General features: G+C 65.9%; 18 protein-coding genes, 1 tRNA gene and 1 riboswitch. Of the genes, 5 read left to right on the top strand and 14 right to left on the bottom strand.

The window, feature by feature from the left end; translation table 11 throughout:
• Positions 1 to 29: 29 nt before the first annotated feature.
• From F1640_RS00095 to F1640_RS00080, 4 genes are all read right to left on the bottom strand, one after another.
• Positions 30 to 251, bottom strand: coding sequence for a hypothetical protein (locus F1640_RS00095; RefSeq protein WP_066115893.1), 222 nt, complete (start codon positions 249 to 251; stop codon positions 30 to 32).
• 59 nt (positions 252 to 310) lie between these two features.
• A complete protein-coding gene (locus F1640_RS00090) occupies positions 311 to 2,446 on the bottom strand; it encodes a ParB/RepB/Spo0J family partition protein (protein WP_142172109.1) in 2,136 nt (711 codons plus the stop codon).
• 175 nt (positions 2,447 to 2,621) lie between these two features.
• Complete coding sequence (locus tag F1640_RS00085) at positions 2,622 to 3,815, bottom strand: hypothetical protein (protein WP_066118900.1); 1,194 nt, start codon at positions 3,813 to 3,815, stop codon at positions 2,622 to 2,624.
• A gap of 191 nt (positions 3,816 to 4,006) precedes the next feature.
• Positions 4,007 to 4,417 (bottom strand): SOS response-associated peptidase family protein, encoded by a 411-nt coding sequence (locus F1640_RS00080; RefSeq protein WP_206694594.1) that lies wholly within the window; start codon positions 4,415 to 4,417, stop codon positions 4,007 to 4,009.
• 335 nt (positions 4,418 to 4,752) lie between these two features.
• A riboswitch (Fluoride riboswitch) is annotated at positions 4,753 to 4,874 on the top strand.
• Between F1640_RS00080 and F1640_RS24980 the strand changes: the two genes are divergently transcribed.
• Positions 4,851 to 5,162 carry an SOS response-associated peptidase family protein gene (locus tag F1640_RS24980; RefSeq protein ID WP_237681160.1) on the top strand — a complete coding sequence of 104 codons (312 nt, stop codon included), beginning with the start codon at positions 4,851 to 4,853 and terminating at the stop codon, positions 5,160 to 5,162. It overlaps the preceding riboswitch by 24 nt.
• Before the next feature lie 6 nt (positions 5,163 to 5,168).
• Here the strand turns inward: F1640_RS24980 and F1640_RS00070 are convergent, their stop codons facing one another.
• The 5 genes from F1640_RS00070 to F1640_RS00050 form a co-directional block, all read right to left on the bottom strand.
• Positions 5,169 to 8,441, bottom strand: a complete 3,273-nt coding sequence (locus F1640_RS00070; protein ID WP_066117401.1) for an error-prone DNA polymerase — start codon at positions 8,439 to 8,441, stop codon at positions 5,169 to 5,171.
• The gene (locus tag F1640_RS00065) at positions 8,438 to 9,961 is read right to left on the bottom strand and encodes a DUF6504 family protein (RefSeq protein WP_194917206.1); all 1,524 of its coding nucleotides are present in this window, start codon (positions 9,959 to 9,961) and stop codon (positions 8,438 to 8,440) included. Before F1640_RS00065 ends, F1640_RS00070 begins: the two co-directional genes overlap by 4 nt.
• Positions 9,876 to 10,628, bottom strand: coding sequence for an ImuA family protein (locus F1640_RS00060; protein WP_066117405.1), 753 nt, complete (start codon positions 10,626 to 10,628; stop codon positions 9,876 to 9,878). The genes F1640_RS00065 and F1640_RS00060 overlap by 86 nt, the downstream gene beginning before the upstream one ends.
• A gap of 119 nt (positions 10,629 to 10,747) precedes the next feature.
• Positions 10,748 to 11,341 carry an RES family NAD+ phosphorylase gene (locus F1640_RS00055; RefSeq protein WP_066117407.1) on the bottom strand — a complete coding sequence of 198 codons (594 nt, stop codon included), beginning with the start codon at positions 11,339 to 11,341 and terminating at the stop codon, positions 10,748 to 10,750.
• Positions 11,328 to 12,017, bottom strand: a complete 690-nt coding sequence (locus F1640_RS00050; protein WP_206694593.1) for an Rv2175c family DNA-binding protein — start codon at positions 12,015 to 12,017, stop codon at positions 11,328 to 11,330. Before F1640_RS00050 ends, F1640_RS00055 begins: the two co-directional genes overlap by 14 nt.
• A gap of 247 nt (positions 12,018 to 12,264) precedes the next feature.
• Between F1640_RS00050 and F1640_RS00045 the strand changes: the two genes are divergently transcribed.
• Both F1640_RS00045 and F1640_RS00040 read left to right on the top strand, forming a co-directional pair.
• Positions 12,265 to 12,525: a hypothetical protein gene (locus F1640_RS00045; RefSeq protein ID WP_066117412.1), complete on the top strand. Its 261-nt coding sequence runs from the start codon at positions 12,265 to 12,267 to the stop codon at positions 12,523 to 12,525.
• Positions 12,526 to 12,546: 21 nt separating this feature from the next.
• The gene (locus F1640_RS00040; protein ID WP_194917204.1) at positions 12,547 to 14,196 is read left to right on the top strand and encodes a recombinase family protein; all 1,650 of its coding nucleotides are present in this window, start codon (positions 12,547 to 12,549) and stop codon (positions 14,194 to 14,196) included.
• Here the strand turns inward: F1640_RS00040 and F1640_RS00035 are convergent.
• Both F1640_RS00035 and F1640_RS00030 read right to left on the bottom strand, forming a co-directional pair.
• Positions 14,182 to 14,256 (bottom strand) — tRNA-Asn (locus tag F1640_RS00035). The genes F1640_RS00040 and F1640_RS00035 overlap by 15 nt on opposite strands.
• Before the next feature lie 77 nt (positions 14,257 to 14,333).
• Positions 14,334 to 15,113, bottom strand: coding sequence for an NAD kinase (locus F1640_RS00030; protein ID WP_125955689.1), 780 nt, complete (start codon positions 15,111 to 15,113; stop codon positions 14,334 to 14,336).
• A gap of 128 nt (positions 15,114 to 15,241) precedes the next feature.
• On the opposite strand from F1640_RS00030, the gene F1640_RS00025 reads away from it, so the two are divergent.
• Positions 15,242 to 16,537, top strand: coding sequence for a bifunctional diguanylate cyclase/phosphodiesterase (locus F1640_RS00025; protein WP_194917202.1), 1,296 nt, complete (start codon positions 15,242 to 15,244; stop codon positions 16,535 to 16,537).
• A gap of 9 nt (positions 16,538 to 16,546) precedes the next feature.
• Here F1640_RS00025 and mfd read toward each other — a convergent pair whose 3' ends face one another.
• From mfd to F1640_RS00010, 3 genes are all read right to left on the bottom strand, one after another.
• On the bottom strand, positions 16,547 to 20,056 hold the full coding sequence (mfd, locus tag F1640_RS00020; protein ID WP_194917201.1) for a transcription-repair coupling factor: 3,510 nt from the start codon (positions 20,054 to 20,056) through the stop codon (positions 16,547 to 16,549).
• Between the two features lie 31 nt (positions 20,057 to 20,087).
• A complete protein-coding gene (locus tag F1640_RS00015) occupies positions 20,088 to 20,354 on the bottom strand; it encodes a succinate dehydrogenase assembly factor 2 (RefSeq protein ID WP_124807322.1) in 267 nt (88 codons plus the stop codon).
• 201 nt (positions 20,355 to 20,555) lie between these two features.
• Positions 20,556 to 20,960 carry a host attachment protein gene (locus F1640_RS00010; protein ID WP_124807323.1) on the bottom strand — a complete coding sequence of 135 codons (405 nt, stop codon included), beginning with the start codon at positions 20,958 to 20,960 and terminating at the stop codon, positions 20,556 to 20,558.
• Positions 20,961 to 21,078: 118 nt separating this feature from the next.
• On the opposite strand from F1640_RS00010, the gene F1640_RS00005 reads away from it, so the two are divergent.
• A partial coding sequence (locus F1640_RS00005; RefSeq protein WP_255530422.1) for a hypothetical protein occupies positions 21,079 to 21,324 on the top strand: 246 nt, incomplete at its 3' end.

The following is a 21,324-nucleotide window of genomic DNA, read 5'->3' as shown; positions in this document are numbered from 1 at the left end:
CGGATGGGTCGGGATGGTGGTTGGAAGGGTCAGTAGCCGAACTGCCAGGACGGCCAGGATTGGCCGTCATCGGCGGCCGCCACGGCTTGAGCCAGGTACTCGGGATTGCCCTCGACCACGGTGGGGTCGCGGACAGGCGTCTCGTCGATGACGGTCACTCGGACAACGAGGTCATCCTCGACCTCGACATGGACCGGCACGAGGTACTGGAAGACGACGTGCCGGGTTGGCGTAGGGCTGGATTGCGCCATGCGGAAGGTCCTTCAATTGGAGGAAGGTGCGGAGCGGCCGAAACCGCCCCGCGAGCCCATCATTCGGCGGCGACAAGGTGACGTTCGTCGTCCTCGCCGTTGGCCGGCGTTTCCGGATCTTCGTCAGTGCTCAGGAAGTCGGGCAGCTCGGCCACCTCGGCTTCCCCGCCGCTCTGAGCATCCGATGCAGGATCGGCTGCGAGATCAGCGAGTCGAAGCGGTTCGGGCAGCCAGCCGGTGTCGACCAACAGCCGCTCGGCCTCCTTGGCCATGTCGCCCTTCTTCAGATGATCGATAAGCTGCGCTGACGCGTCGCCCTTGGCTTCACGCACCGCTTCGAGGATGCGCGGCTTGGTCACCCGGCTGAGATAATTGTCGACGGTCGGGCGCCATCCCGCTTCCGCCATGTCGAGACCGACAGCGCGTGCGATCCGATCGGCCTGCTTCAGCCGGCGCTCCAACCCGTGCTGAGAGATGCCGGAGCCGCCGTAGCGGTCGACCTTCTCGGAGAGGGCATTGACGCCGTAAGAGACGCAATGCGCCAGCAGGGCCGTCCGGCTGGCGTCGTCAAGATCGACCAGCCAGTTCCACAAGGCATCCTCATCCTGCGGGATGTCGGCCTCCCAGCCTTCCTGCCGTTCCGCCACCGACTTGGCGGACGTGCTGTCCTTCAGGTCGGCGGCCTGGACAGAGAAGAAGACGTGACGGACCGAGACCTCCAGGCACCCGCCGGAAGACGAGGTGCGGTGGAAGGTGTCGAGCACCAGCTTGTGCAGCAGCGCCGTGATGGCGACGTGCGGGTTGCGTGCCAGCGCATCCCGCAGCGCGAGGGTGCGGTGGGCCGTCAGCTCACTGACCAGGCGTTCGGGCAACGGCTTAACGACATCGTCCTCGTCATCCTCCGGTTCGGGCTTGCCACCGATGGTGATGACCGCTCGCATAGGTTCCGAGGTCGTCGTCGTTCCTTCGGCTTCGCCGTCGCCATCGGTCCGGGGCTCGATCGGCGCCTCGTCTTCGGGACGGACATAGCCGCGCTCGACGGTCAGCCGGCCCGAGCTGTCGATGCTGACGAAGGCGCCAGCGCGCACGATCTCGGCCGGATCGTAGAGGGTCGGCCGGTTCTGGAAGGCGGCGATCCCCGTCTCGATCTCCTCGAGCCGCAGATCGACCGCCTCCGGCAGGTCCTCGCCATCGTCATGCTCGGCGTAGAGCCGGTCCAGTTCCTCGGTCAGGGCCTCATAGGCGGCCTGTTCGTCGGCGGAGAGTTCGGGGCGTTCGCCCGCGATCCTGCGCAAACCGGTGGTGTGGCCGTAGGGGAAGTCCAGCGCGGCATCGATCCAGCGCCAGCCCTCGGCCGCGATTTCCTCGGCCGCTGCGCCGAGTTTCGAGGTGGCGAGGGTGTCGAGAAGAGCCGGGTCCTGCAGCCATCCTCCGTCGTCGGCCAGAAACAGGTCGCGCAGCGTTGCGCCGCCGGCTGCCTCATAGGCTTCGATCCCGACGAACTGCGCACGGCGATCGGAAGCGCGCACCGCACCTTCGGTCAACATGCGGCGGATTTCGTAGGGCTGGCGGCTGTAGGATCGCTGGATCGTCTCCCACACCTCCATCTGCCGCGCATGGTCGTGCGACACGGTGAAGGCCATGAGCTGGTCGAGCGCTATGCCGTCCTCAGCATAGACGTCGAGCAGCGCCGGGGCGACCGAAGCGAGGCGCAGCCGCTGACGGACCACGGCCGGGGTGACGTAGAAGCGGGCGGCGATATCCTCCTCGCCCATGCCGCGTTCCATCAGGGCCTGGAAGGCTTTGAACTGATCGAGCGGATGCAGCGCCTCGCGGTGGACGTTCTCGGCGAGGCTGTCTTCCTCGGCGGGGATCGCGGAGCCAGCGTCGCGGACGTTGCAGGGGACCGGCGCGGTCTTGGCCAGTCGCTTGGCCTTGACCAGTAGTTCGAGCGCCCGGAACCGGCGACCGCCGGCCGGGACCTCGAAGATGCCGGTTTCCACGCCCTCGCCATCGAGCACAGGGCGGACGTTGAGGTTCTGAAGAAGGCCGCGGTGGCCGATATCCTCGGCCAGTTCCGGGATCGAGACGCCGGCCTTGGTCTTGCGGACGTTGGCCTGGCTCAGGATGAGCTTGTTGAAGGGGATGTCGCGACGCTCGCCAAGGGACGCGATCTTCTGAACAGCGGTTGCCATGTCGGGATACTCCACGACGGGCGGCCGAAAGACTCTCTCTCAGCCTCCAACCCGTCACAAAGCGAAGCGCCGCCCTCTTCCTCTAAAGGGGGCAGCGCCACGGACCGGCAAACCGGAAAGAGACGGAAGCGCAAAGCCGGAGACACGGAAAACCGCATCCCCGACTTCGCGGAAATCAGGCCGCTCGATCGAGCAGCTTCTTGGCCTTGCCTTCCATGTCGAGGCGGGCGTCCTGATGCGGCTTGTCGCGCGCGACGGCAGTGATGCCCTGCACGAAATCGAAGATGCTCTCGGGCGGACGGCCTTCCTCTGCCAGGACTGTGTCGATGATCTTGCCGGTCTCGGCCTTGGAGAAACCGCGTCGGCGCAGGAAGTCGGTGCGGTCTTCGTCCGTCCTGGCGACGATCCGCTCGCGGGCGGCCTTGATGCCATTGACGAAAGGCAGGGGTGAGGAATTGGCGAAGTTCGCCAGCGCTGGCGCCGCCTCATGGGCGAAACGGTTGGCTGCATATTTGCTGTGGCGGATGGTGATCTCCTCGAAGTCCTCCACGCCCCACAAATTCCGATTCTGGCAGACCGCGCGGAGATAGAAGCTCGCCATGCCGAGCGTCTTGGCGCCGACCTCGGAGTTCCAGCAGTAGAAACCCCGGAAGTAGAAATCCGGCGAGCCGTCTGGCAGGCGCCCGGCCTCGATCGGATTCAAGTCGTCGACCAGGAACAGGAAGACGTCGCGGTCGGAGGCATAGAGGGTCGTCGTATCCTTGGTGATGTCCACGCGCGGATTGTAGATGCCGGTCGACCAGTCGAGCACGCCCGGCACTTTCCAGCGGGTGTCGCCCGTGCCGTTGCCGGCGATGCGCTGCACGGCCTCGACCAGCTCGTGGTCGAAGATGCGCCCATAATCCGGCCCGGTGACGGCGCGCAGCTCGACCCGGCCGTTGTCGGTTTCGAGTGTCTTGATCTGCTCGGCCCGATTGGAGGTGAGGCCATACTGCAGGTTGATGGCGGCAAGTGCGGCAGGGAGCTGTCGCAAATAGGCGGCGGGCGCACCGACCAGGCTGGCGAGCTGGCCGAAGGACCAGTGTGTAGGCGCGATTGCCGCATCGGTGCCCGGCAGGATCAGCGCCAGCCGCTCTGAATCGTTGCGGTTCGCCTCGACGTGGATGAGCGCGCTCTCCACCACCCGCGTCCGGCTGCGTTCGGTACGGTCACGAACCGTATGGGCCAGCTCCGACAGGGAGAGGTAGCGCTCGTCGGCCGGACGCGAGAACCACTCCGAAGAGACGCGGCCGATCCGCTCCCCCCGGCTGACATCGACCTTGTAACCGCCGTTCGAGTCGCGGCGAGCGTCGAGGACTTGCATGTTCATGGGATCAATCTCCATGACGGGCGTCGGAGACCTCTTCTCCAACCTTCCACCCGTCACGGAAAACCGGTCCACTCTCTCACTCTCAGCGGGGCGTTGCGGGGCAGCCGCCCCGCAGAAGGGGTCGGCCGAGACCGAGGGCTCGGACGCAGGGGAAGGCTTTCCCCCTTCGGCCGCTTCGAAAAGCTGATCGTTCAGATTGCAAAGGTGGCTTGCGCCGATTTTTCCCGCAGCCGCGAAACGGCGAAAGCCCCTGCCGGCAGCGGCTTCAGCAAGTCCTCTTCCCGCGTGGTGAGATCGAGCCAGGCCAAGCGCTGATCGCGTCGTAGGACGGCCATCTGCCGATCATGATAGAGCGCGACATCGTCGTTCGCCGTGGTCGTCAGGATCGCATAGGCCTCCGGCCAATCCTGCGTCACCGGCCGCCAGATGCCCGCGAAATAGAACCAGTCGCCACTCGTCAGCGAGAAACTGTAGTGCTTACCCCGGCTGCGATGGCGGAATTCGGACGCAGGGATGAGGCAGCGATGGCTCGGAAAGTCCGACTCTCCGCCCGGGTGACGGTGAACGGCCGCCCGCCATTCTCGCGGGGCTGAAGTCCCCACGGCAGCTCCACCATCTCAACATCGCCGCCGTCGCGCCTTATGATTACCCGGCGTTCGCTGAGGGATGCTTCGGAATCGAATACCGTCGCGCTCATGATCTGTGAACATAGCCAGAACACAGCGGCCGGACAAGAGCGGTCGAAGCGGAGGACACATGTGCAATGACTACCGACTTATGGTGGACGTGGCGTCGATCGTTGAGGACTTCGCCGACCTCAAGATCAAGATCCGCTTCGGCGAAGGCACGCCGAACATTGAAGCGCGTGAGGACATCAAGATCACCGACATGGGTCCGATCGTCCGAACGGTCGAGGGCGTTCGGGGTGACGGCGACATGCTGCAGCGGCGATGGAGCTGGCCAGGCCAGAACAAGCGCCCGGTCTACAATTTCCGCTCTGACGACCGCGAATTCACCTCGAACCGCTGCCTGATCGTGGCTGATGGCTTCTACGAGTTCACGGACCCCGCCGAGAAGGGAAAGAAGCGGAAGGACAAGTGGCTGTTCACCAAGCGCGGCCAGCCGATCATCTGCATCGCCGGCATCTGGCGCGCCACGAAGGATGTCGGCGAGGCCTTCACCATGCTCACGATGGAGCCCGGACCCGACATCGCGCCCTACCATGATCGGCAGATCGTCATCCTCGAACGCGACGCCTGGGCCGATTGGCTTGACCCCTCGGTTCCGGCTCAATCACTGATCCGTCCGTTGGCGGCCGGCACGCTGCAAGTGGAGCAGGTTGGATGACGCGTTCTACCGGAAATCCCGTGTCTTCACTTTGATCGAGTCGATGTGGAGGTCGGGAATGTAGATGTCGCGCGTGCGCAGGCCCTTTGGCGCCAGTCCACGCGGATCGGGCGTCGGCGAGCCGTGATGGAATTCATCGCCGCGTCCGTGCGGCAGCGGAAAGGCCGCATCCCGATCACCGACGCTGGCCAGGTCGGCCGAGAGATCGGTGAGGCGCTGCGCGACCAGATGCACGACTTCGCCCTCGCGCTGGATGCGTCCGCGCACGGCGAACATTCCGGCCGACAGGATGATACGGCGGTTCTTCTCGAAGACCTGCGGCCAGACGACGAGGTTGGCGATGCCGGTTTCGTCTTCGAGGGTTATGAACATCACGCCCTTCGCGCTGCCGGGCCGCTGCCGGACCAGCACGATGCCGGCGGCCTCCAGCCAACGGCCGTCGCGGGCATCCATCGCCTGCTGACAGGTGAAGATTCGCCGTCGGCGCAGATCGTCGCGCAGGAAGGCGACCGGGTGGCTGCGCAGCGACAGCCCGATATGGCCGTAGTCCTCCACCACCTCCGAGCCTGCCGTCATGGGCCGAAGGCTGACGGCGGCCTCGCTGATCTCGGGCACGAGCTGCTGTTCATGGGCGGTGGCGGCCGCGAAGAGGGGCAAGGGTTCATCGCGTAGCGCTTTTATTGCCCAGAGCGCCTCACGCCGCGCCATGCTGAGTGACGGGCGGAAGCCGTCGCCCTCGGCGATTTGCACCAGGGCGGCGACCGGCACGCCGGCGCGGCGCCATAGATCGTCGATCGAGGCAAAGGGCGTATCAGCCCGCGCGCTGACGATGGCGGCGGCGTTGGCGTTCGCCAGCCCCTTGACCATGCGCAGGCCGAGACGGACCGCGAAGCGGCCATCGTCGCCGGTCGGCTCCAAGGTGCAGTCCCAGCGCGAGGCGTTGATGCAGACCGGCCGGACCTCGACGTGATGGTCCTGGGCGTCGCGCACGATTTGAGCGGGGGCATAGAAGCCCATCGGCTGGGAATTGAGCAGCGCCGCGCAGAAGATGTCGGGGTGCCAGCATTTGAGCCACGCCGAGGCGTAGGCGATTAGCGCAAAAGAGGCTGCGTGGCTTTCCGGAAACCCGTAACTGCCGAAGCCTTCGAGCTGCTTGAAGGTGTGTTCGGCGAACTCCGGTTCATAGCCGTTGTCGACCATGCCGTTGATGAGCTTGTCCCGGAAGTGGGAGACGCCGCCGGTGAACTTGAAGGTCGCCATCGACTTGCGCAGCATGTCGGCCTCGCCGGGCGTGAAGCCGGCGCATTCGATCGCGACGCGCATCGCCTGTTCCTGAAACAGCGGGACGCCGAGCGTCTTGCCGAGCACCTTCTCCAGTTCGGGCTTGGGATAGTGGACCGGCTCCAGCCCCTCGCGGCGGCGCAGATAGGGATGCACCATGTCGCCCTGGATTGGGCCGGGCCGGACGATGGCGACCTGCACGACGAGATCGTAAAAGGTCCGCGGCCTGAGGCGCGGCAACATCGACATCTGCGCGCGGGACTCGATCTGGAAGGTGCCGAGGGTGTCCGCCTTCCTGATCATCGCATAGGTGCGCGGGTCCTCAGCCGGGATGGTCGCAAGATCGAGTTGGACCCCCTTGTGGTCGGCCAGGAGGTCGAGGCCGCGCTTCATGCAGGTCAGCATGCCCAAGGCCAAGACGTCGACCTTCATGAATTTCAGCGCATCGATGTCGTCCTTGTCCCACTCGATAACCTGGCGATCGACCATGGCGGCGGGTTCGATCGGCACCAGCTCATCGAGTCGGTCATGGGTCAGCACGAAGCCGCCGGGATGCTGGGAGAGATGGCGTGGCGCGCCCATGAGCTGGCGGGCGAGATCGAGAGCGAGGCGAAGCCGGCGATCGCCGAGGTTGAGGTTCAGCTCTTCGACGTGCTTGGGCTCGACGCCTTCCTCCGACCAGCCCCAGACCTGCGAGGACAGGGTCTTGATCAGGTCCTCGGTGAGGCCGAGCGCCTTGCCGACGTCACGCAGCGCACCCTTTGAGCGGTAGCGGATGACGGTCGAGCAGAGCGCGGCATGGTCGCGGCCATAGGTCTCGAAGACCCACTGCATAACGATCTCGCGCCGCTCATGTTCGAAGTCGACGTCGATGTCGGGCGGTTCGCGCCGCTCCTCGCTGACAAAGCGCTCGAACAGGAGGTCGTTACGGCCGGGATCGATCGAGGTGATGCCGAGCACATAGCAGACGGCCGAATTCGCGGCCGAGCCGCGGCCCTGGCACAGGATGTCCTTGGAGCGCGCGAACCGCACGATGCTGTTCACCGTCAGGAAATAAGGGGCGTATTGCAGCTTCTCGATAAGCCTCAGCTCGTGCTCGAGCGCGGCGCGGACGCTGTCCGGCAGGCCCTCGGGGTAGCGTTCTGCGGCACCTTCCCAGGTCAGCTTGGCCAGCGTCTCTTGTGGCGTCAGCGCCGGGTCGTCGCGTTCCTCGGGGTATTGGTAGGCCAGCTCGTCGAGCGAGAAGCGGCAACGCTCCGCGATCTGCAACGTGCGGGCCAGGGCCTCGGGATAGCGGCCGAACAGCCGGTGCATCTCCTCCGGCGGTTTGAGGTAGCGATCGGCGTGCCGCTCACGCCGTTCGCCCAGCGCATCGATGGTGACGTTGTGACGGATACAGGTGACGACGTCCTGAAGGATGCGGCGGTCGGGCGCGTGGAACAGCACGTCGTTGGTGACGATGGTCGGCACCCGCATCCGGGTCGCGAGGTTGGACAGTTCGTGCAGACGGAGCTGGTCGTTCGGCCGGCGGCGCAGCGACAGTGCCATATAGGCCCGGTCGCCAAAGGCCTCGCGCAACCGCCGCAGGCGCAGGCCGCATCCGTCGTCGGCGTGGTCCGGCAAGAGAACGGCAAGTAGGCCCTCGCGATAGGCGACGAGATCAGCCCATTCGAGATGACATTTCGCCTTGCCGCCGCGCTTCTTGCCGAGCGACAGCAGACGGCAGAGCCGCGAATAGGCTGGTCGGTCGGTCGGATAGACCAGCACCGACATGCCGTCGGCGAGGTCGAGACGGCAGCCGACGACGAGGCGTACGCCCGTCGTCTTTGCCGCCTCATGGGCGCGGACGATGCCGGCCAGCGAGTTGCGGTCGACGATGGCCAGCGCCTCGATGCCGAGCAGGGCTGCGGTGGCGAACAGCTCGTCGCAGCCGCTCGCGCCCCGCAGGAAGCTGAAATGGGAGGTGACCTGGAGTTCGGCATAGCGGGGGCCGTTCATCCGAACACCCCATGCAGGAACCAGCGGTGCGATCCAGTGGCCGCATCCTCACCATCGCCGGCGCGGTAGATCCAGTAGCGTTCGCCGGCGTCATCCTCGATCCGGAAATAGTCCCGCACGGCGACCAGTTCGGCGTCGCGCTTCCACCATTCTCCGAACAAGCGCTCGGGGCCGTCGGCGCGCTTCACGCGTCGCCGGACACCGCGCCAGGTGAAGGACACCGGAGGATGATCGGGCAGCAGCGCGACGATCTCGATCAATTCGGGACGATCGAGCAGACGCGGCGGTCGCGGCCAGTCGCCGGACCATGTCGCCCCGGTCTCGGGCGACATGGCGGGCACGCGACAGACGGAGCGCTCGGGGACGTCGCTGGCGACCGGCGCGGCGCGATAGATGCGACTGCCGCCAACCCGGTTGGCGAGCGTATCGACGAGATCGGAGACGTCCGGCACGGTGTCGTCGATAAGGGAGGTGATGGTCTGCTTGCCGTCGATCGGTTCGGCGATTGTCGCTGTGAGCGTCAGGATTTCGATACCGAAGCCGGGTTCGATGGTCTCGATCTTGTCGCACAGAAGCCGGGTCAGGCGCTTGACGTCGCGCACCGGCAAGGCCGTGCCGACGCGGACCGCCTGCATGATGTTGTCGACGCGATGGCAGAGCAGGTCGAGGCGCCGCGCGCCGAGGCCGCGTTCTTCGAGCGCCGCGCAGAGCTGGACCACCAGCTTGCCGATATAGCGGGCGATGGTCTCGGCCGCGCCGATCGGTTCAGGAAAGCTGCGGCGGACCTCGATCAGGTCGTCCGGCCGGATCGGGTCGATGAGTTCGGGCGCGAGGCCGAGCGCCTGGTCGATCCGGCGGCCTAGCTCGGGTCCGAAGCGAAGCGTGAGCGGGGCGCGCGGCTGCGCGACTAGATCGCCAATGCGGTCGAAGCCCAGCGTCCGCAGATTGTGGACCAGGGCCGGCGGCAGCCGGAGCGCCGCGATCGGCAGCGGCGCGATCGCGGCTTCGACGGCTCTCGGCGGGGAGATCAGGGGCGACCGGCCGGCGTATCGCGCGAGGGCGTGCGCCGCGCCCCAGGTGTCGGCGACGGCGGCGCGGGCGACGATCCCCGAGCCCGCTAGGCGGTCGACCATGCCCGACAGCATGGCGTGTTCGCCGCCGTGCAGATGATCGGCGCCGGTCGTGTCGATGACGATGCCGTCAGGCAGGCAGGCGGCGACGATCGGGGCGTAGCGTTGCAGGACCCAGAGCGCGAGGCGGTCGAGCGCCTCGGCGTCGGCCGTGGGAGCGGCGTCCTGAACGAGGAGGCCCGGGACGAGGACCTGGGCCCTGGTCGCCGGCATCCCCACGCGCAGGCCGGCGGACTGGGCCGCGCCATCGGCCGCGACCACCACCCGCCTTCTCCCGTCATGGCCGATCAGGACGAGCGGCGCCTCAGCCGGAGGCGCCGCGTCGCCGGCCGTCCTGCGCACGCGATCTGTCGACCATGTGGGCAGGAAGAGCGAGACGACCCGTGTCATCGCACGCCTCCAATTCGAAATCAGCACTCTCGCCCGCGCGAGCGCGGATCAGCTCGACAAGCCAGCGGTGTCGGCCGACTCCCGGAACGGGCAAAGTGGGTGAAGGCAGGGCCGAGACCCGCCAGCGGGTCATGGCGGCGGTTGGCTGGCCGAAGTCCGTGGCCTCCGTTTGTCGCCGCCAGCGGCGTAGCGCCAGGCCGATTGCACCGGTGCCCTCGGCGGCGAGTTGAAGGCGACGCGAGGCGGTCATCGACAGGCGGCCGATTTCTGCGACGACGGCGCCGAGTCCGCCATGACGCAGGCCTTCCTCGACACAGGCCAGGACGGTCTTGTCGTCCCCGGCCTCAACATAGATCACGCGATCTGGCGGGAGGCCGGCTTGGGCCAACGCCGGTGCGAAGAGGTCGGGACGGGTGACGCACCACAGCACCTTGCCCTTGGTGCGCGCAGCAATTCCGGCGGCAAAGAGCGCGGCGGCGGCACCGTCGATCGCGCCGTTACCGCCGCCCGCGATCTCGTGCAGCGCGCCGAGCGCCAGGCCTTCGCCGGGGAGTCGTGAATCCACCTCGGCAATTCCAAAGGGAAGCACCGATTTGACGCGCCGGCTTTTGCCTTCGATCTTCTCGATCTGCGCGCGCAAGGATTCTATGGCGGGCTCGGGCCGCAAGTTCGTTCCTGACCTCCAAGGGCGGGTTGACAAGCATGTTCGCTATTTGTTCTACTTTTCGATTGGAAGAGTCAAGGTGGTCGCGGATTCGATCACGTTTCCGATCACGGGTGAGGGAGCTATCCCAGACCGACCTTATATCGGGCAAACAGTTCGCCGAGACGGTCGCGGTTTGATAGTATGGGCGTGGAAGCGATCACAGCCAGACGGTCGTGCGCCCGCTCGAACAGCGCGACGCAGAGTTCCCCGTTGTCGTGGTTGGAGCGGTAAACGACGCCATCGGCGCCAGCCGAATGATCATGGATGGCGCGCGACCACTCCTGCGCAACCGAGTGCGGACCGCTGGTTACAATGCCTGTAGCACCGATGCGAGCCAGGCCAGGGCCGTGAACCGAGACGACCCGCAAAGGCGATGTGACCTCGATCTCGCAGAATGATCGGGCCTCAAGAAAGCTCAGTGCAACGAAACGGGCGCCGATAGAGCGAAGGCACGTTTCGGCGAACGCGCCTTCAATCGTTTGTGAGAGGTAGGAGACGCCATACTGGCGTGTCGGATCATCAAAGCGGTTGCCGCCAGAGGACCCGAAAAAGATCGGGCTAAGTTCCGTGCGATGGATGCGGACCAGCCGAGCGCCTTTATCGATGATCTCTATGGGCAGATCGCGGGCGGCGAAATCGGCGGGCGGCAGCGGTCTCGGATCAGGCGGCGCCATGTTCGCCGTAAGCCGCTGCCGCCCTGACAACCTCATCTGTCTGACCTTTGCGGAGCAGATCGATCGGTCGCTGGCCTTCGAGCCTGGCGTCGCCAGTCAGCATGAAGTTGACTCGCATCCAGGCATCTTCGACGGTGAAGGCGTCCAGCACGTCGCGGATGCCCCGCAATAGCCCATTCTTGCCGATCTGAAACGCGGGGTAGACATAGCCGTCGCCTACATCGAGCCAGAACACTTGGCTGCGCTCGCGCTTACGGCCGAGACCCTGCGGCGTGATGCCAAGGTGCTCAGCGAGCTGCTGCGCGGAAAGAACACCGCCTTCGGCTTTGAGCATTTCCCGCTTCATTTCGGAGCCGCGCAATAGCGCTTCGGTCAATGGGTCGGGCCGATCGGGCAGAATCTCGGCGCCGATGGCTGCCGCCTCGTGAAGTGAGCTGAAGAGAACGTCCGTGTCCGTTGACGCGCCGACCGCCGCCAGGAGCCGATCACGCGGCATGCGCTCGGCGATGCGCGCGAGGGCCCTGCCGCTACGCAGCACGAAAGCCGCTACGAGATCCTCACTTGATCCGGGTTCGGGGCGCCGGACACGCGTCGACGCGGCAGAGGTTGGTTCGCCGGTGAAGTTCGTTGCGCGGCTGCGACGACGCTGAGTACCGGCTGAAGCGGGAGGCGTCATGAGATGAGATCCCTTGAGAATGTTCAATTGTCCTGCTATATATATCTCATGAAAATGGAAACTTCAATCACCGACGCAGACCGAGGCCAAACGTCGCCGATTCTTGGAATTTGCACTATTCCAGAGCCCGAAAACGACGGCAGGCGTAACCGCATGGCGTCCGGAGTATCCAAATTCCCGATGCTAAGAATGCCAGTAAATCATTGATATCGGTGAAGTTTAGATAGGAGTATGCGATTATGCGCTTATGTCAAACGAAAGAGAACATCTGGCATCGGCCATCATCGTCAGTCTCCACGACTACTATCCTGTTGGTTCTGACGACGTCGAGCCCAGGAAGCGGCGCCGTTCGTCGGCCGCCGCTGTTCGCCGCCCGCGCGCTCTGGAGCGGAATACGAAAGTCACCCACGACTGGACCGCAGGGATGCCGGTCACGGAGGCCGAGCTGGATGTGTTCGAAGCGCATTTCGGCCCGTTCCTTGATGATCTGCTGGGGCCGCAAGACTGAAATCTTGAACGGAGGATTGTCATGAACGCCAACGCGACACCTGCCTTGGCGTCGACAGGACGCGCCGCCTTGTATTTGAGGGTTTCGACGGGGCGGCAGGCCGAGAATGACCTTTCGATCCCGGACCAGCGCCGGCAGCTTCAGTCGTATTGTCAGGCGAAGGGTCTGGCTGTCGCGGCGGAGTTCGTGGAGCCGGGGGCCTCCGCCACCGACGACCGCCGTCCCGAGTTCCAAAAGATGATGGACGCAGCCACGCAAAAGCCGGCGCTGTTCGATACGATCATCGTCCACTCCTTCTCCCGCTTTTTTCGCGATCAGTTCCAACTGGAATTTCATTTCCGCCGTTTGGCGAAGAACGGTGTCCGCCTCGTTTCGATCACGCAGGATCTCGGCGACGATCCGATGAGCGTGATGATGCGCCAGATCATGGCGCTCTTTGACGAATATCAGTCGAAAGAGAACGCGAAGCATACGCTGCGGGCGATGCGTGAGAATGCGCGGCAAGGCTTTTGGAACGGCTCACGTCCTCCGTTCGGATATCGTATTGTCTCCGCGGAACAGAGAGGCATCAGGGTCAAGAAGCGCATCGAGCCCGATCCCATGCAGTTGGAGACGGTGCGGCTCATGTTCCGGCTGGCGCGCCTCGGGGGAGAAGACGGGCCCATGGGGTCCCGGCAGATTGCGGACTATCTCAACATTCGAGGGATACGCACCCAGACGGGAGGCCGCTGGGGTGTTGGCGCAGTTCACCAGATCCTGACGCGCGAGACCTACATCGGTCGGCACCGCTTCAATGTATCCGGAAAGCGTCGGGGAGAGCGCAAGTCGGAGGACGAGATCGTCGATGTCGAGGTCGATCCGATCATCGATGCCGACGAATTTGCCGAAGTTCAGGCGATCATGCGGTCTCGCAGCCCCCAACTGAAGGCTCCGCGCTTTGTAGCGGCCGGCACGCTCCTGGGCGGCGTTTGCTATTGCGCCGACTGCGGTGGAGCGATGACACTGCGGACGTCAGGCAAGGGGAATCAATACCGCTACTACACGTGCTGCACGACCGCCCGACAGGGGAAGACGGGCTGCAAGGGCCGAACCATCCCGATGGACGTCCTAGATGACAAAGTTGTGGGCTGCCTAGAGGAGTTGCTTCTTGAAAAGGGGCACCTCGAAAAGCTGCTCGCTGGCGTGCTGGAGCGTCGGGAGGCGCACGCCGACAATCTCAAGGATCGAATCGTCGCCCTTCGGAAGCAGGCTGCGGACGCTGAGGCCAAGCTGACCCGTCTATACGAGGCCATCGAGAACGGACTCGCGGAACTGGACGATTCCAACCTCAAGGGACGAATCGCGGAATTGAAGCGGATGCGAGACTCGGCGCGCGCCGACGCCGACAGGGCTGAGGATCGCGGCGAAGGAAAGACGAACCAGATCACACCTGAGCTACTGGAAGCCTTCGCAAGCGAGGCCCGGCGTCAGATCAGGGCGAAAGATGGGAGCTTCCGACGGCACCACGTTCAGACGCTTGTCCAGCGTGTCGAGGTCGGAGCTGACGAAATAAGGATCAAAGGCTCGAAACCCACGCTCCTCCAGACGCTCGTGGCGTCTGGAGGAAACCGTAGAGTGGAAACTGCGGGAATCGGCTTTCGCAGTTTCAATCCGAAATGGCTCCCTGAGTAGGATTCGAACCTACGGCCGCTCGATTAACAGTCGAGAGCTCTACCGCTGAGCTATCAGGGAGCAGCCCCGGTTGCCCGGGGCAGGAGCGCGCTAATAGCAGGCGATCCCGGTTTTGCAAGCGCTCGATTGATGTTTTTTCAGGCGAGAAACTGCTCCGCGAAAATTCGTTCGTCGAGCGATCGGCCCCGGTCGAACAGCAGGGTCAACTGGTGTTCGGGCCAGGCGCGCACCTCTACGTGGGCCACGTCGCGCAGTTCCTTCTGGTCGGCCACCACGGCCACCGGGCGCTTCACGGATTCGAGCACGCGGAACGAAATCCGGGCGTTGTCGGGCAGGATCGCGCCGCGCCAGCGGCGAGGCCGGAACGGGCTGATCGGGGTAAGCGCCAGCATGTTCGAGCCGAGCGGCAGGATGGGGCCGTTGGCGGAAAGGTTGTAAGCGGTGGAGCCGGCGGGCGTGGCCACCAGCACGCCGTCGCACGCCAGTTCCTGCATCCGCACCTTGCCGTTCACGGTCACTTCCAGCTTCGCGGTCTGGCGCGTTTCGCGCAACAGCGAGACTTCGTTGATGGCGCAGAATTCGTGTTCGGTACCGGCGTTGGTGATGGCCTTCGTCTTCAGCGGGGAGACCGCGATGCGGCGCGCGCGGGCGATGCGTTCCTCCAGCGGGCGGCTGCTCTTGTAGCGGTTCATTAGGAAGCCGACGGTGCCCAGGTTCATGCCATAGGCCGGAACGACGCGGCCGGTATCGAGCATGTGATGCAGCGTCTGGAGCATGAAGCCATCGCCGCCAAGCACGACGACCGTGTCCGCTTCCTCGAAGGGTACCCATTCGCACAGCGCGCGCAGATCGCGTTCCGCTTCCTGAGCGCGGTCGGTAGGCGACGCGCAAAGCGCGAGTCGAGCGGATTCCGACATTGGTCCTCGATCCCCGGTTTCTCTCGCTGCGCGTGATATGGAGCGCGGCCTCTTGTTGCAATGCAAAACGGACGGGTCGCCGCAGGATCGGAACGGTTTGGCAAGATTGTTCGGGCACAAGCCGGGCAATGGACGCTTTTCCCAAACCGCTTCCCGCACCGGTCGACGATCGCGACATGCTGACCGGACTGCCCGGCGTCGATGCAGCCTGCGCGTGGCTTGATCGCACGGGGCAGGATGGCTTTGCCCAGGCCATGCTGGTGGGCCTGCACCGGTTTCAGTCGGTGAACCTGGCCTATGGCAAGGCGGCGGGCGATCGCGTGCTGGCGGAGATCGCGCGGCGGATCGTTGATTTCGCGCGCGAGGAACTGGGGGCGCAGAGCTTCGTTGCGCGGATGGGCGGCGGCGAGTTCCTGGTGGCTTCCACCGTCGCCGCCAGCCGGGAGCGCTGGCAATGGCAGGCCGAAGCCCTGGCGCGATCGATCGCGCGGCCGATCCCGCTGGCCGGCGACCAGTTGCGGCTCGCCCCGCGCACGGCGCTGCTGCGCGGGCAGCCGGGCGAACGCGGCGCACCGATGCTCGACCGGCTCGATCAGGCCCTGCTCAGCCTGCAACGCGGGGCGGGGCGACGCATCCTGTGGGCGGATGGCTCCCACGCGGTGCGTGGCCGCAGCGCCGCGCGGCTGGAAGCGGACCTTATCGGCGCGCTCGACCGGTCGGAGATATCGCTGCTGTTCCAGCCGCAGTTCACCGTGGCCGATGGCCGCCTTATCGGCGCGGAGGCGCTGGCGCGCTGGCGCCATCCGGAACTCGGACTCGTCGGCGCCGAAACGCTGTTCGCGATCGCCGAGAGGGGCGATCACATCAGCCAGCTTTCCCACCACATCGCCGAACGCGCGCTGGCCGAGGCCGCGGACTGGCCGGACGACTTGCGCCTCTCGCTCAACGTGACGGCCGAGGACTTCGCGGTGGGCGATCTGGCCGCCGCGATGCGCGCGCTTGTCGCCGCATCGGGCTTCCCGGCGGAACGGCTGACGCTGGAGATCACCGAACAGACGCTGATCGCCGACTTCGAGGCCTGCGCCGAAACGCTGCGCGATCTGGCCGGGATGGGCATGCGCGTCGCGCTGGATGACTTCGGCACCGGCTTCGCCAATTTCCGCACCCTGCGCGCGCTGCCGCTCGATGCGCTGAAGCTCGATCAGTCGCTGGTGCGCGATATCGCGCAGGACCCGCGCGACCGGGCGATCCTGCGCGCTATCGTGGCGATGGCCCGCGCGCTGGACCTCAAGGTCGTGGCCGAAGGCGTGGAGGACGCGGCGCAACTGGCCGTGCTGAATGAGGAAGGCTGCGCGGTGTTCCAGGGCTTTCTGCGCTCCGGCCCGGTCGATGGCGCGGCGCTGGTGGCCATGGCACGCGACTGACGCAGGGCTTCAGCCCTTCGCGCCGCGCCGGGCGATCGCGGACAGGCCTTTGGTCAGTTGCACCAACCCGTTCAGCCGCGCTTCGGCGTTGCCCCATGCGCGCGAAATCACCAGCTTCATGTCCGGCCGCAGCTTGGCGGTGCCCTTCAACCGCTCCACATAGGCGACAAGGCCCGCCGGATCGGGGAAGCTGTCGTTGTGGAACGAGACGAGCGCGCCCTTCTGGCCGACGTCGATCTTGGCGATCTGCGCCGCGATCGCCTGCCGCTTGATCTCGATCAGCTTGAGCAGGTTCTGTGTGGGGCCAGGCAGGGGGCCGAAGCGGTCGATCATTTCGGCCGCCAGTGCTTCCACCGCGTCCGCACCTTCAGCGTCGTTCATCCGGCGATAGAGCGCCATGCGCACCGCCAGATCGGGCACGTAGTCCTCGGGGATCATGATCGGCGCATCGACCGTGATCTGCGGGGAGAGCGCCTCGCGTTCGCGCGCCAGGCCGATGTCGCCCGCCTTGGCGGCCAGGATCGCGTCTTCCAGCATCGACTGGTAGAGTTCGAAGCCCACTTCCTTGATATGGCCCGATTGCTCGTCGCCCAGCAGGTTGCCCGCGCCGCGCAGGTCCAGATCGTGGCTGGCGAGCTGGAAGCCGGCGCCGAGCGAATCGAGATCGCCCAGTACCTTCAGCCGCTTTTCCGCGACTTCGGACAGCGCCATGTCTTCCGGGTAGGTGAGATAGGCATAGGCGCGCAGCTTGCCGCGCCCCACCCGGCCACGAAGCTGGTACAGCTGCGCCAGTCCGAAGCGGTCGGCGCGGTGCAGGACGATGGTGTTGGCGCTGGGAATGTCGATCCCGCTTTCGACGATGGTGGTCGAAAGCAGCACTTCGTACTTCTTTTCGTAGAACGCGCCCATCCGGTCCTCGACCTCGGTCGGGCTCATCTGGCCGTGCGCGGTGACGAAGCGGATCTCGGGCACGTTCAGCCGCAGCCACTCCTCCAGCTCGGGCATGTCGGCGATGCGCGGCACCACGATAAAGCTCTGCCCGCCGCGCTGGTGTTCGCGCATCAGCGCCTCGCGCATCACCACGTCGTCCCACGGCATCACATAGGTTCGCACGGCCAGGCGATCGACCGGCGGGGTCTGGATCGTGGACAGTTCGCGCAGGCCCGACATTGCCATCTGCAGGGTGCGCGGGATGGGCGTGGCGGTCAGCGTGAGGACGTGGACGTCGGTCTTCAGCTCCTTGAGCTTTTCCTTGTGGCCCACGCCGAAGCGCTGTTCCTCGTCCACGATCACCAGGCCCAGCCGCTTGAACTGCACCTGCTTGGACAGCAGCGCGTGGGTGCCGATCACGATATCGGTCGTGCCGTCTGCCAGCCCGGCGCGGGTCTCGCGCGCTTCCTTTTCGGGAACGAGGCGCGAAAGGCGGCCGATGTTGAGCGGGAAGCCGGAAAAGCGTTCGACGAAATTGGCATAGTGCTGGCGCGCCAGCAGCGTGGTCGGCGCGATCACGGCGACCTGCTTGCCCGCCATCGCCGCGACGAAGGCGGCGCGCAGCGCGACTTCGGTCTTGCCGAAGCCCACGTCGCCGCAGACCAGCCGGTCCATCGGCTTGCCTTCCACCAGATCGCCCAGCACGTCGTCGATGGCGCGTTCCTGGTCCTCGGTCTCGTCCCACGGGAAGCGGTCGACGAAGGGACCGTAGCTGGCGGGATCGGTCGGCAGCACGTCCGCCTGCCGCAGGGCGCGCGCCGCAGCGGTGGCCATCAGCTGCCCGGCCATCTCCAGAATGCGCTCGCGCATCCGCGCCTTGCGCCGCTGCCACGCCTCGCCGCCCAGCTTGTCGAGCGCGACGCCGTCGCTTTCATTGCCATAGCGCGAAAGGACGTCGAGGTTCTCGACCGGGATATAGAGCTTGTCACCGCCGGCGTAAGTGAGCTGCACGCAATCGTGCGGGCTGTCGCCCACCTTGATCGCTTCCAGCCCTTCATAGCGGCCGATGCCGTGGTCCATATGGACCACCAGATCGCCGGGATTGAGCGCGGACAGTTCGGCCAGGAACGCGTCGGCGTCCTTGCGCTTTTTCTTGCGGCGCACGAGCCGGTCGCCGAGGATGTCCTGCTCGGTCAGCAGCTCCAGTTCGGCGTTGGCGAAGCCCTGCTCCAGCGGCAGCACCACGGCGACGGGGCGGCCGGAGGCGGCAATGCCCAGCGCTTCCTGCCAGCTTTCCGCCAGCGCGGGCGGCGCCTTGCCGGCTTCGCCCAGCAGCGAGGCCAGACGCGCGCGCGATCCGGCGGTATAGGCGGCGATGACCGGCTTCAGCCCGCGCGTGCCCAGCGCGGCCAGGTGCTTCGCCGCCGCCTCGTAGATGTTGCCGCTCGATGCCGCGCCCGCTTGACCAGAGCTAGCCTGCGCCCGTTCCGGGGTGAAATCGCGCGAGCTAGAAAAGCCGAAATCGACGACCTGCCCCGATTCCGGTTCGGCAAAGATCGAGGTGCGGTGCACCGGCCAGCCGGCCAGCGCGCGGTCGAACTCGTCGCGCGTCAGGTACAGCGCGTCCTCGGCCAGCGGGCGATAGGTGCCGGGGCTGCGCTGGGCGCTATCGATCCGCGCCTGGTGGTAGTCGGCGATGTCGGCCAGCCGCGTTTCCGCAGCCTTGGCCGCCGCTCCGTCGATCAGCACGAGATCATCGTCGCCCAGATGATCGAACAGCGTGACCAGCCGGTCTTCGAACAGCGGCAGCCAGTGCTCCATGCCGGCCAGCCGCCGGCCTTCGCTGACCGCCTGATAGAGCGGATCGCCGGTGGCGTTGGCGCCGAACAGTTCGCGATAGCGCCCGCGAAAACGCTTGATGCTGTCCTCGTCGAGCAGCGCCTCGCTGGCGGGCAGCAGCAGGTGCGTTTCCACCGGCTGCACACTGCGCTGCGTGTTCGGATCGAACAGCCGCAGCGTTTCCAGCTCGTCGCCGAAGAAATCGAGCCGCAGCCCGTGGTCGAGCCCGCTCGGGAAAATGTCGAAGATCGATCCGCGCACGGCATATTCGCCGGCATCGACGACCGTATCGGTGCGCGAATAGCCCTGCCGCTGGAGCAGCGCGATCAGGCTCTCGCGCCCGATCTCCACGCCCGGCGTCAACAGGCGGGTGGATTCGCGGATGCGGAAAGGCGTCAGCGCGCGTTGCAGGACGGCGTTGATCGTGGTGACGATCAGCTGCGGCCCGCCGCGTTTCTGCTGCAACTTCTGCAATGCCGCCAGCCGCCGCGCGCTGACCGATAGCGCGGGCGACGCGCGATCGAATGGCAGGCAGTCCCACGCCGGGTATTCGACGACTTCAAGGTCGGGCGCGAAGAACGGCGCGCTTTCGGCGATCGCGCGCATCGCCGCGTCGTCCGGCGCGATGAACACCGCGCGGCCCTTCGCCGCGCGCGCCAGATCGCCCAGCACCAGCGGCTGCGCCCCGCGCGCGACCGAGGCGAGCGTCAGCGGAAAGGTGGCGGAAAGGATGCGGTTCAGATCGGGCATGGAAGAGCAGCGGCGCTAGGGGAAGAGCGGATCAGCGCGGAATGTCGACGTAGTCGAGCTTGCGCATGGCTTCCATCATGGGGCCGGCGTATTCGTCCGGAATGATCTGCGTGCCCAGCGCCCAGGCCATGATGTCCACGTCGTCCTCGTCGATCAGGCGCTCGAACAGGGCGATTTCGGTTTCGCTCCAGCTGGCGTGGAAGCGATCGAAGAAGCAGCCGATCATGTAATCGGCCTCGCGCGTGCCGCGATGCCAGGCGCGGAACTGCAGGCGGCGGAGGCGGGCGTCGTCAGTCATGATGCGGGCGGTTAGGCCATCGCCGCGTAGGACTCAAGCGCGGCGGGCGTTTTGAGCGCCGTATTCGGCCAATGCTGGAAAAGAATCCCGGCGATCGATGCATGTTCGCGCACGAAAGCACCCGGCGGCGTCCTTCCCCCATACCGCCGGGTGCCACACGGGTCCTTGCCCCCGTGATCTGGAAGGGTGCGAATGTGGGCTTCAGCGGGCGCGCAGCGCCGCCAGGATGTCGCCCGGCTGCCTGCCGATCAGGTCTTTCGACAATTCGCCCGTCAGAACCTGCCGGGTCTGGGGCGAATAGTGGTGGCGCAGTTCGCCCAGCGTACGCGGTGCGGCGATTACCACGGCGTGTTCGATCTGACGGCTGGCTACTTTGGCGTTGAGCCATGCGGCGACGGCGGCAGCGTGGGCGTCCTCGTCCAACTGGTGGCCCGAAGGATTGCCGGAACTGGAACCGTGCCGGGTGCCGGAGCCGTGATTCTGCTCCACCAGATGCGGCACGGGCAGGGCAGTGAGCTCCGGCGCGGCCTCGTTCCCGGCGTTGCGGTAAATCTCCCATGCCTTGCCATCGGCAAGCACGATCACGGCACCATGGGGAAGCAGCATTGGTTTTCGACTCCCTTTGTTATCGGGAGTGAACAAGCGCGCAGATCGCGATCGTTTCCATGCGCTGGGTCAAAATTGCGCGGACTGGGGGCAAAAGCCGACCGGTCCGGCGGAAGGCCTGCCGCCGCGCTGGCGCTCCGGCTTCACGCCGACTATGTCGGCAGCGATGCGCCCCGATCTGCTCAACCCGCTGTTTGCCGAGGCCGCCAGCCTGAAAGGCGTGGGGCCGGGGCTGGCCCGTCCGCTGGAGCGCCTCGCGCTGACGCGCGTGCGCGATATCGCCTATCACCTGCCCGATCGGTTCGTGCTGCGCCGCGCGGTCGCCAATCTCGACGAGGCGAGCATGGGCGACAGATCGTGGTGG

Origin of the sequence: Novosphingobium sp. NBM11, from assembly GCF_015390225.1 — a bacterium.
Lineage (GTDB): Bacteria > Pseudomonadota > Alphaproteobacteria > Sphingomonadales > Sphingomonadaceae > Novosphingobium.
Note: the sequence above shows the minus strand (reverse complement) of the source record. Positions and strands in the feature narration are given on the sequence as shown.

Excerpts from the sequence above, each read along its gene's own strand:
- F1640_RS00095 (WP_066115893.1), bottom strand. The coding sequence starts at position 251 with ATGGCGCAATCCAGCCCTACGCCAACCCGGCACGTCGTCTTCCAGTAC.
- F1640_RS00090 (WP_142172109.1), bottom strand. The coding sequence starts at position 2,446 with ATGGCAACCGCTGTTCAGAAGATCGCGTCCCTTGGCGAGCGTCGCGAC.
- F1640_RS00085 (WP_066118900.1), bottom strand. The coding sequence starts at position 3,815 with ATGAACATGCAAGTCCTCGACGCTCGCCGCGACTCGAACGGCGGTTAC.
- F1640_RS00070 (WP_066117401.1), bottom strand. The coding sequence starts at position 8,441 with ATGAACGGCCCCCGCTATGCCGAACTCCAGGTCACCTCCCATTTCAGC.
- F1640_RS00065 (WP_194917206.1), bottom strand. The coding sequence starts at position 9,961 with ATGACACGGGTCGTCTCGCTCTTCCTGCCCACATGGTCGACAGATCGC.
- F1640_RS00055 (WP_066117407.1), bottom strand. The coding sequence starts at position 11,341 with ATGGCGCCGCCTGATCCGAGACCGCTGCCGCCCGCCGATTTCGCCGCC.
- F1640_RS00050 (WP_206694593.1), bottom strand. The coding sequence starts at position 12,017 with ATGACGCCTCCCGCTTCAGCCGGTACTCAGCGTCGTCGCAGCCGCGCA.
- F1640_RS00045 (WP_066117412.1), top strand. The coding sequence starts at position 12,265 with ATGTCAAACGAAAGAGAACATCTGGCATCGGCCATCATCGTCAGTCTC.
- F1640_RS00040 (WP_194917204.1), top strand. The coding sequence starts at position 12,547 with ATGAACGCCAACGCGACACCTGCCTTGGCGTCGACAGGACGCGCCGCC.
- F1640_RS00030 (WP_125955689.1), bottom strand. The coding sequence starts at position 15,113 with ATGTCGGAATCCGCTCGACTCGCGCTTTGCGCGTCGCCTACCGACCGC.
- F1640_RS00025 (WP_194917202.1), top strand. The coding sequence starts at position 15,242 with ATGGACGCTTTTCCCAAACCGCTTCCCGCACCGGTCGACGATCGCGAC.
- mfd (WP_194917201.1), bottom strand. The coding sequence starts at position 20,056 with ATGCCCGATCTGAACCGCATCCTTTCCGCCACCTTTCCGCTGACGCTC.
- F1640_RS00015 (WP_124807322.1), bottom strand. The coding sequence starts at position 20,354 with ATGACTGACGACGCCCGCCTCCGCCGCCTGCAGTTCCGCGCCTGGCAT.
- F1640_RS00010 (WP_124807323.1), bottom strand. The coding sequence starts at position 20,960 with ATGCTGCTTCCCCATGGTGCCGTGATCGTGCTTGCCGATGGCAAGGCA.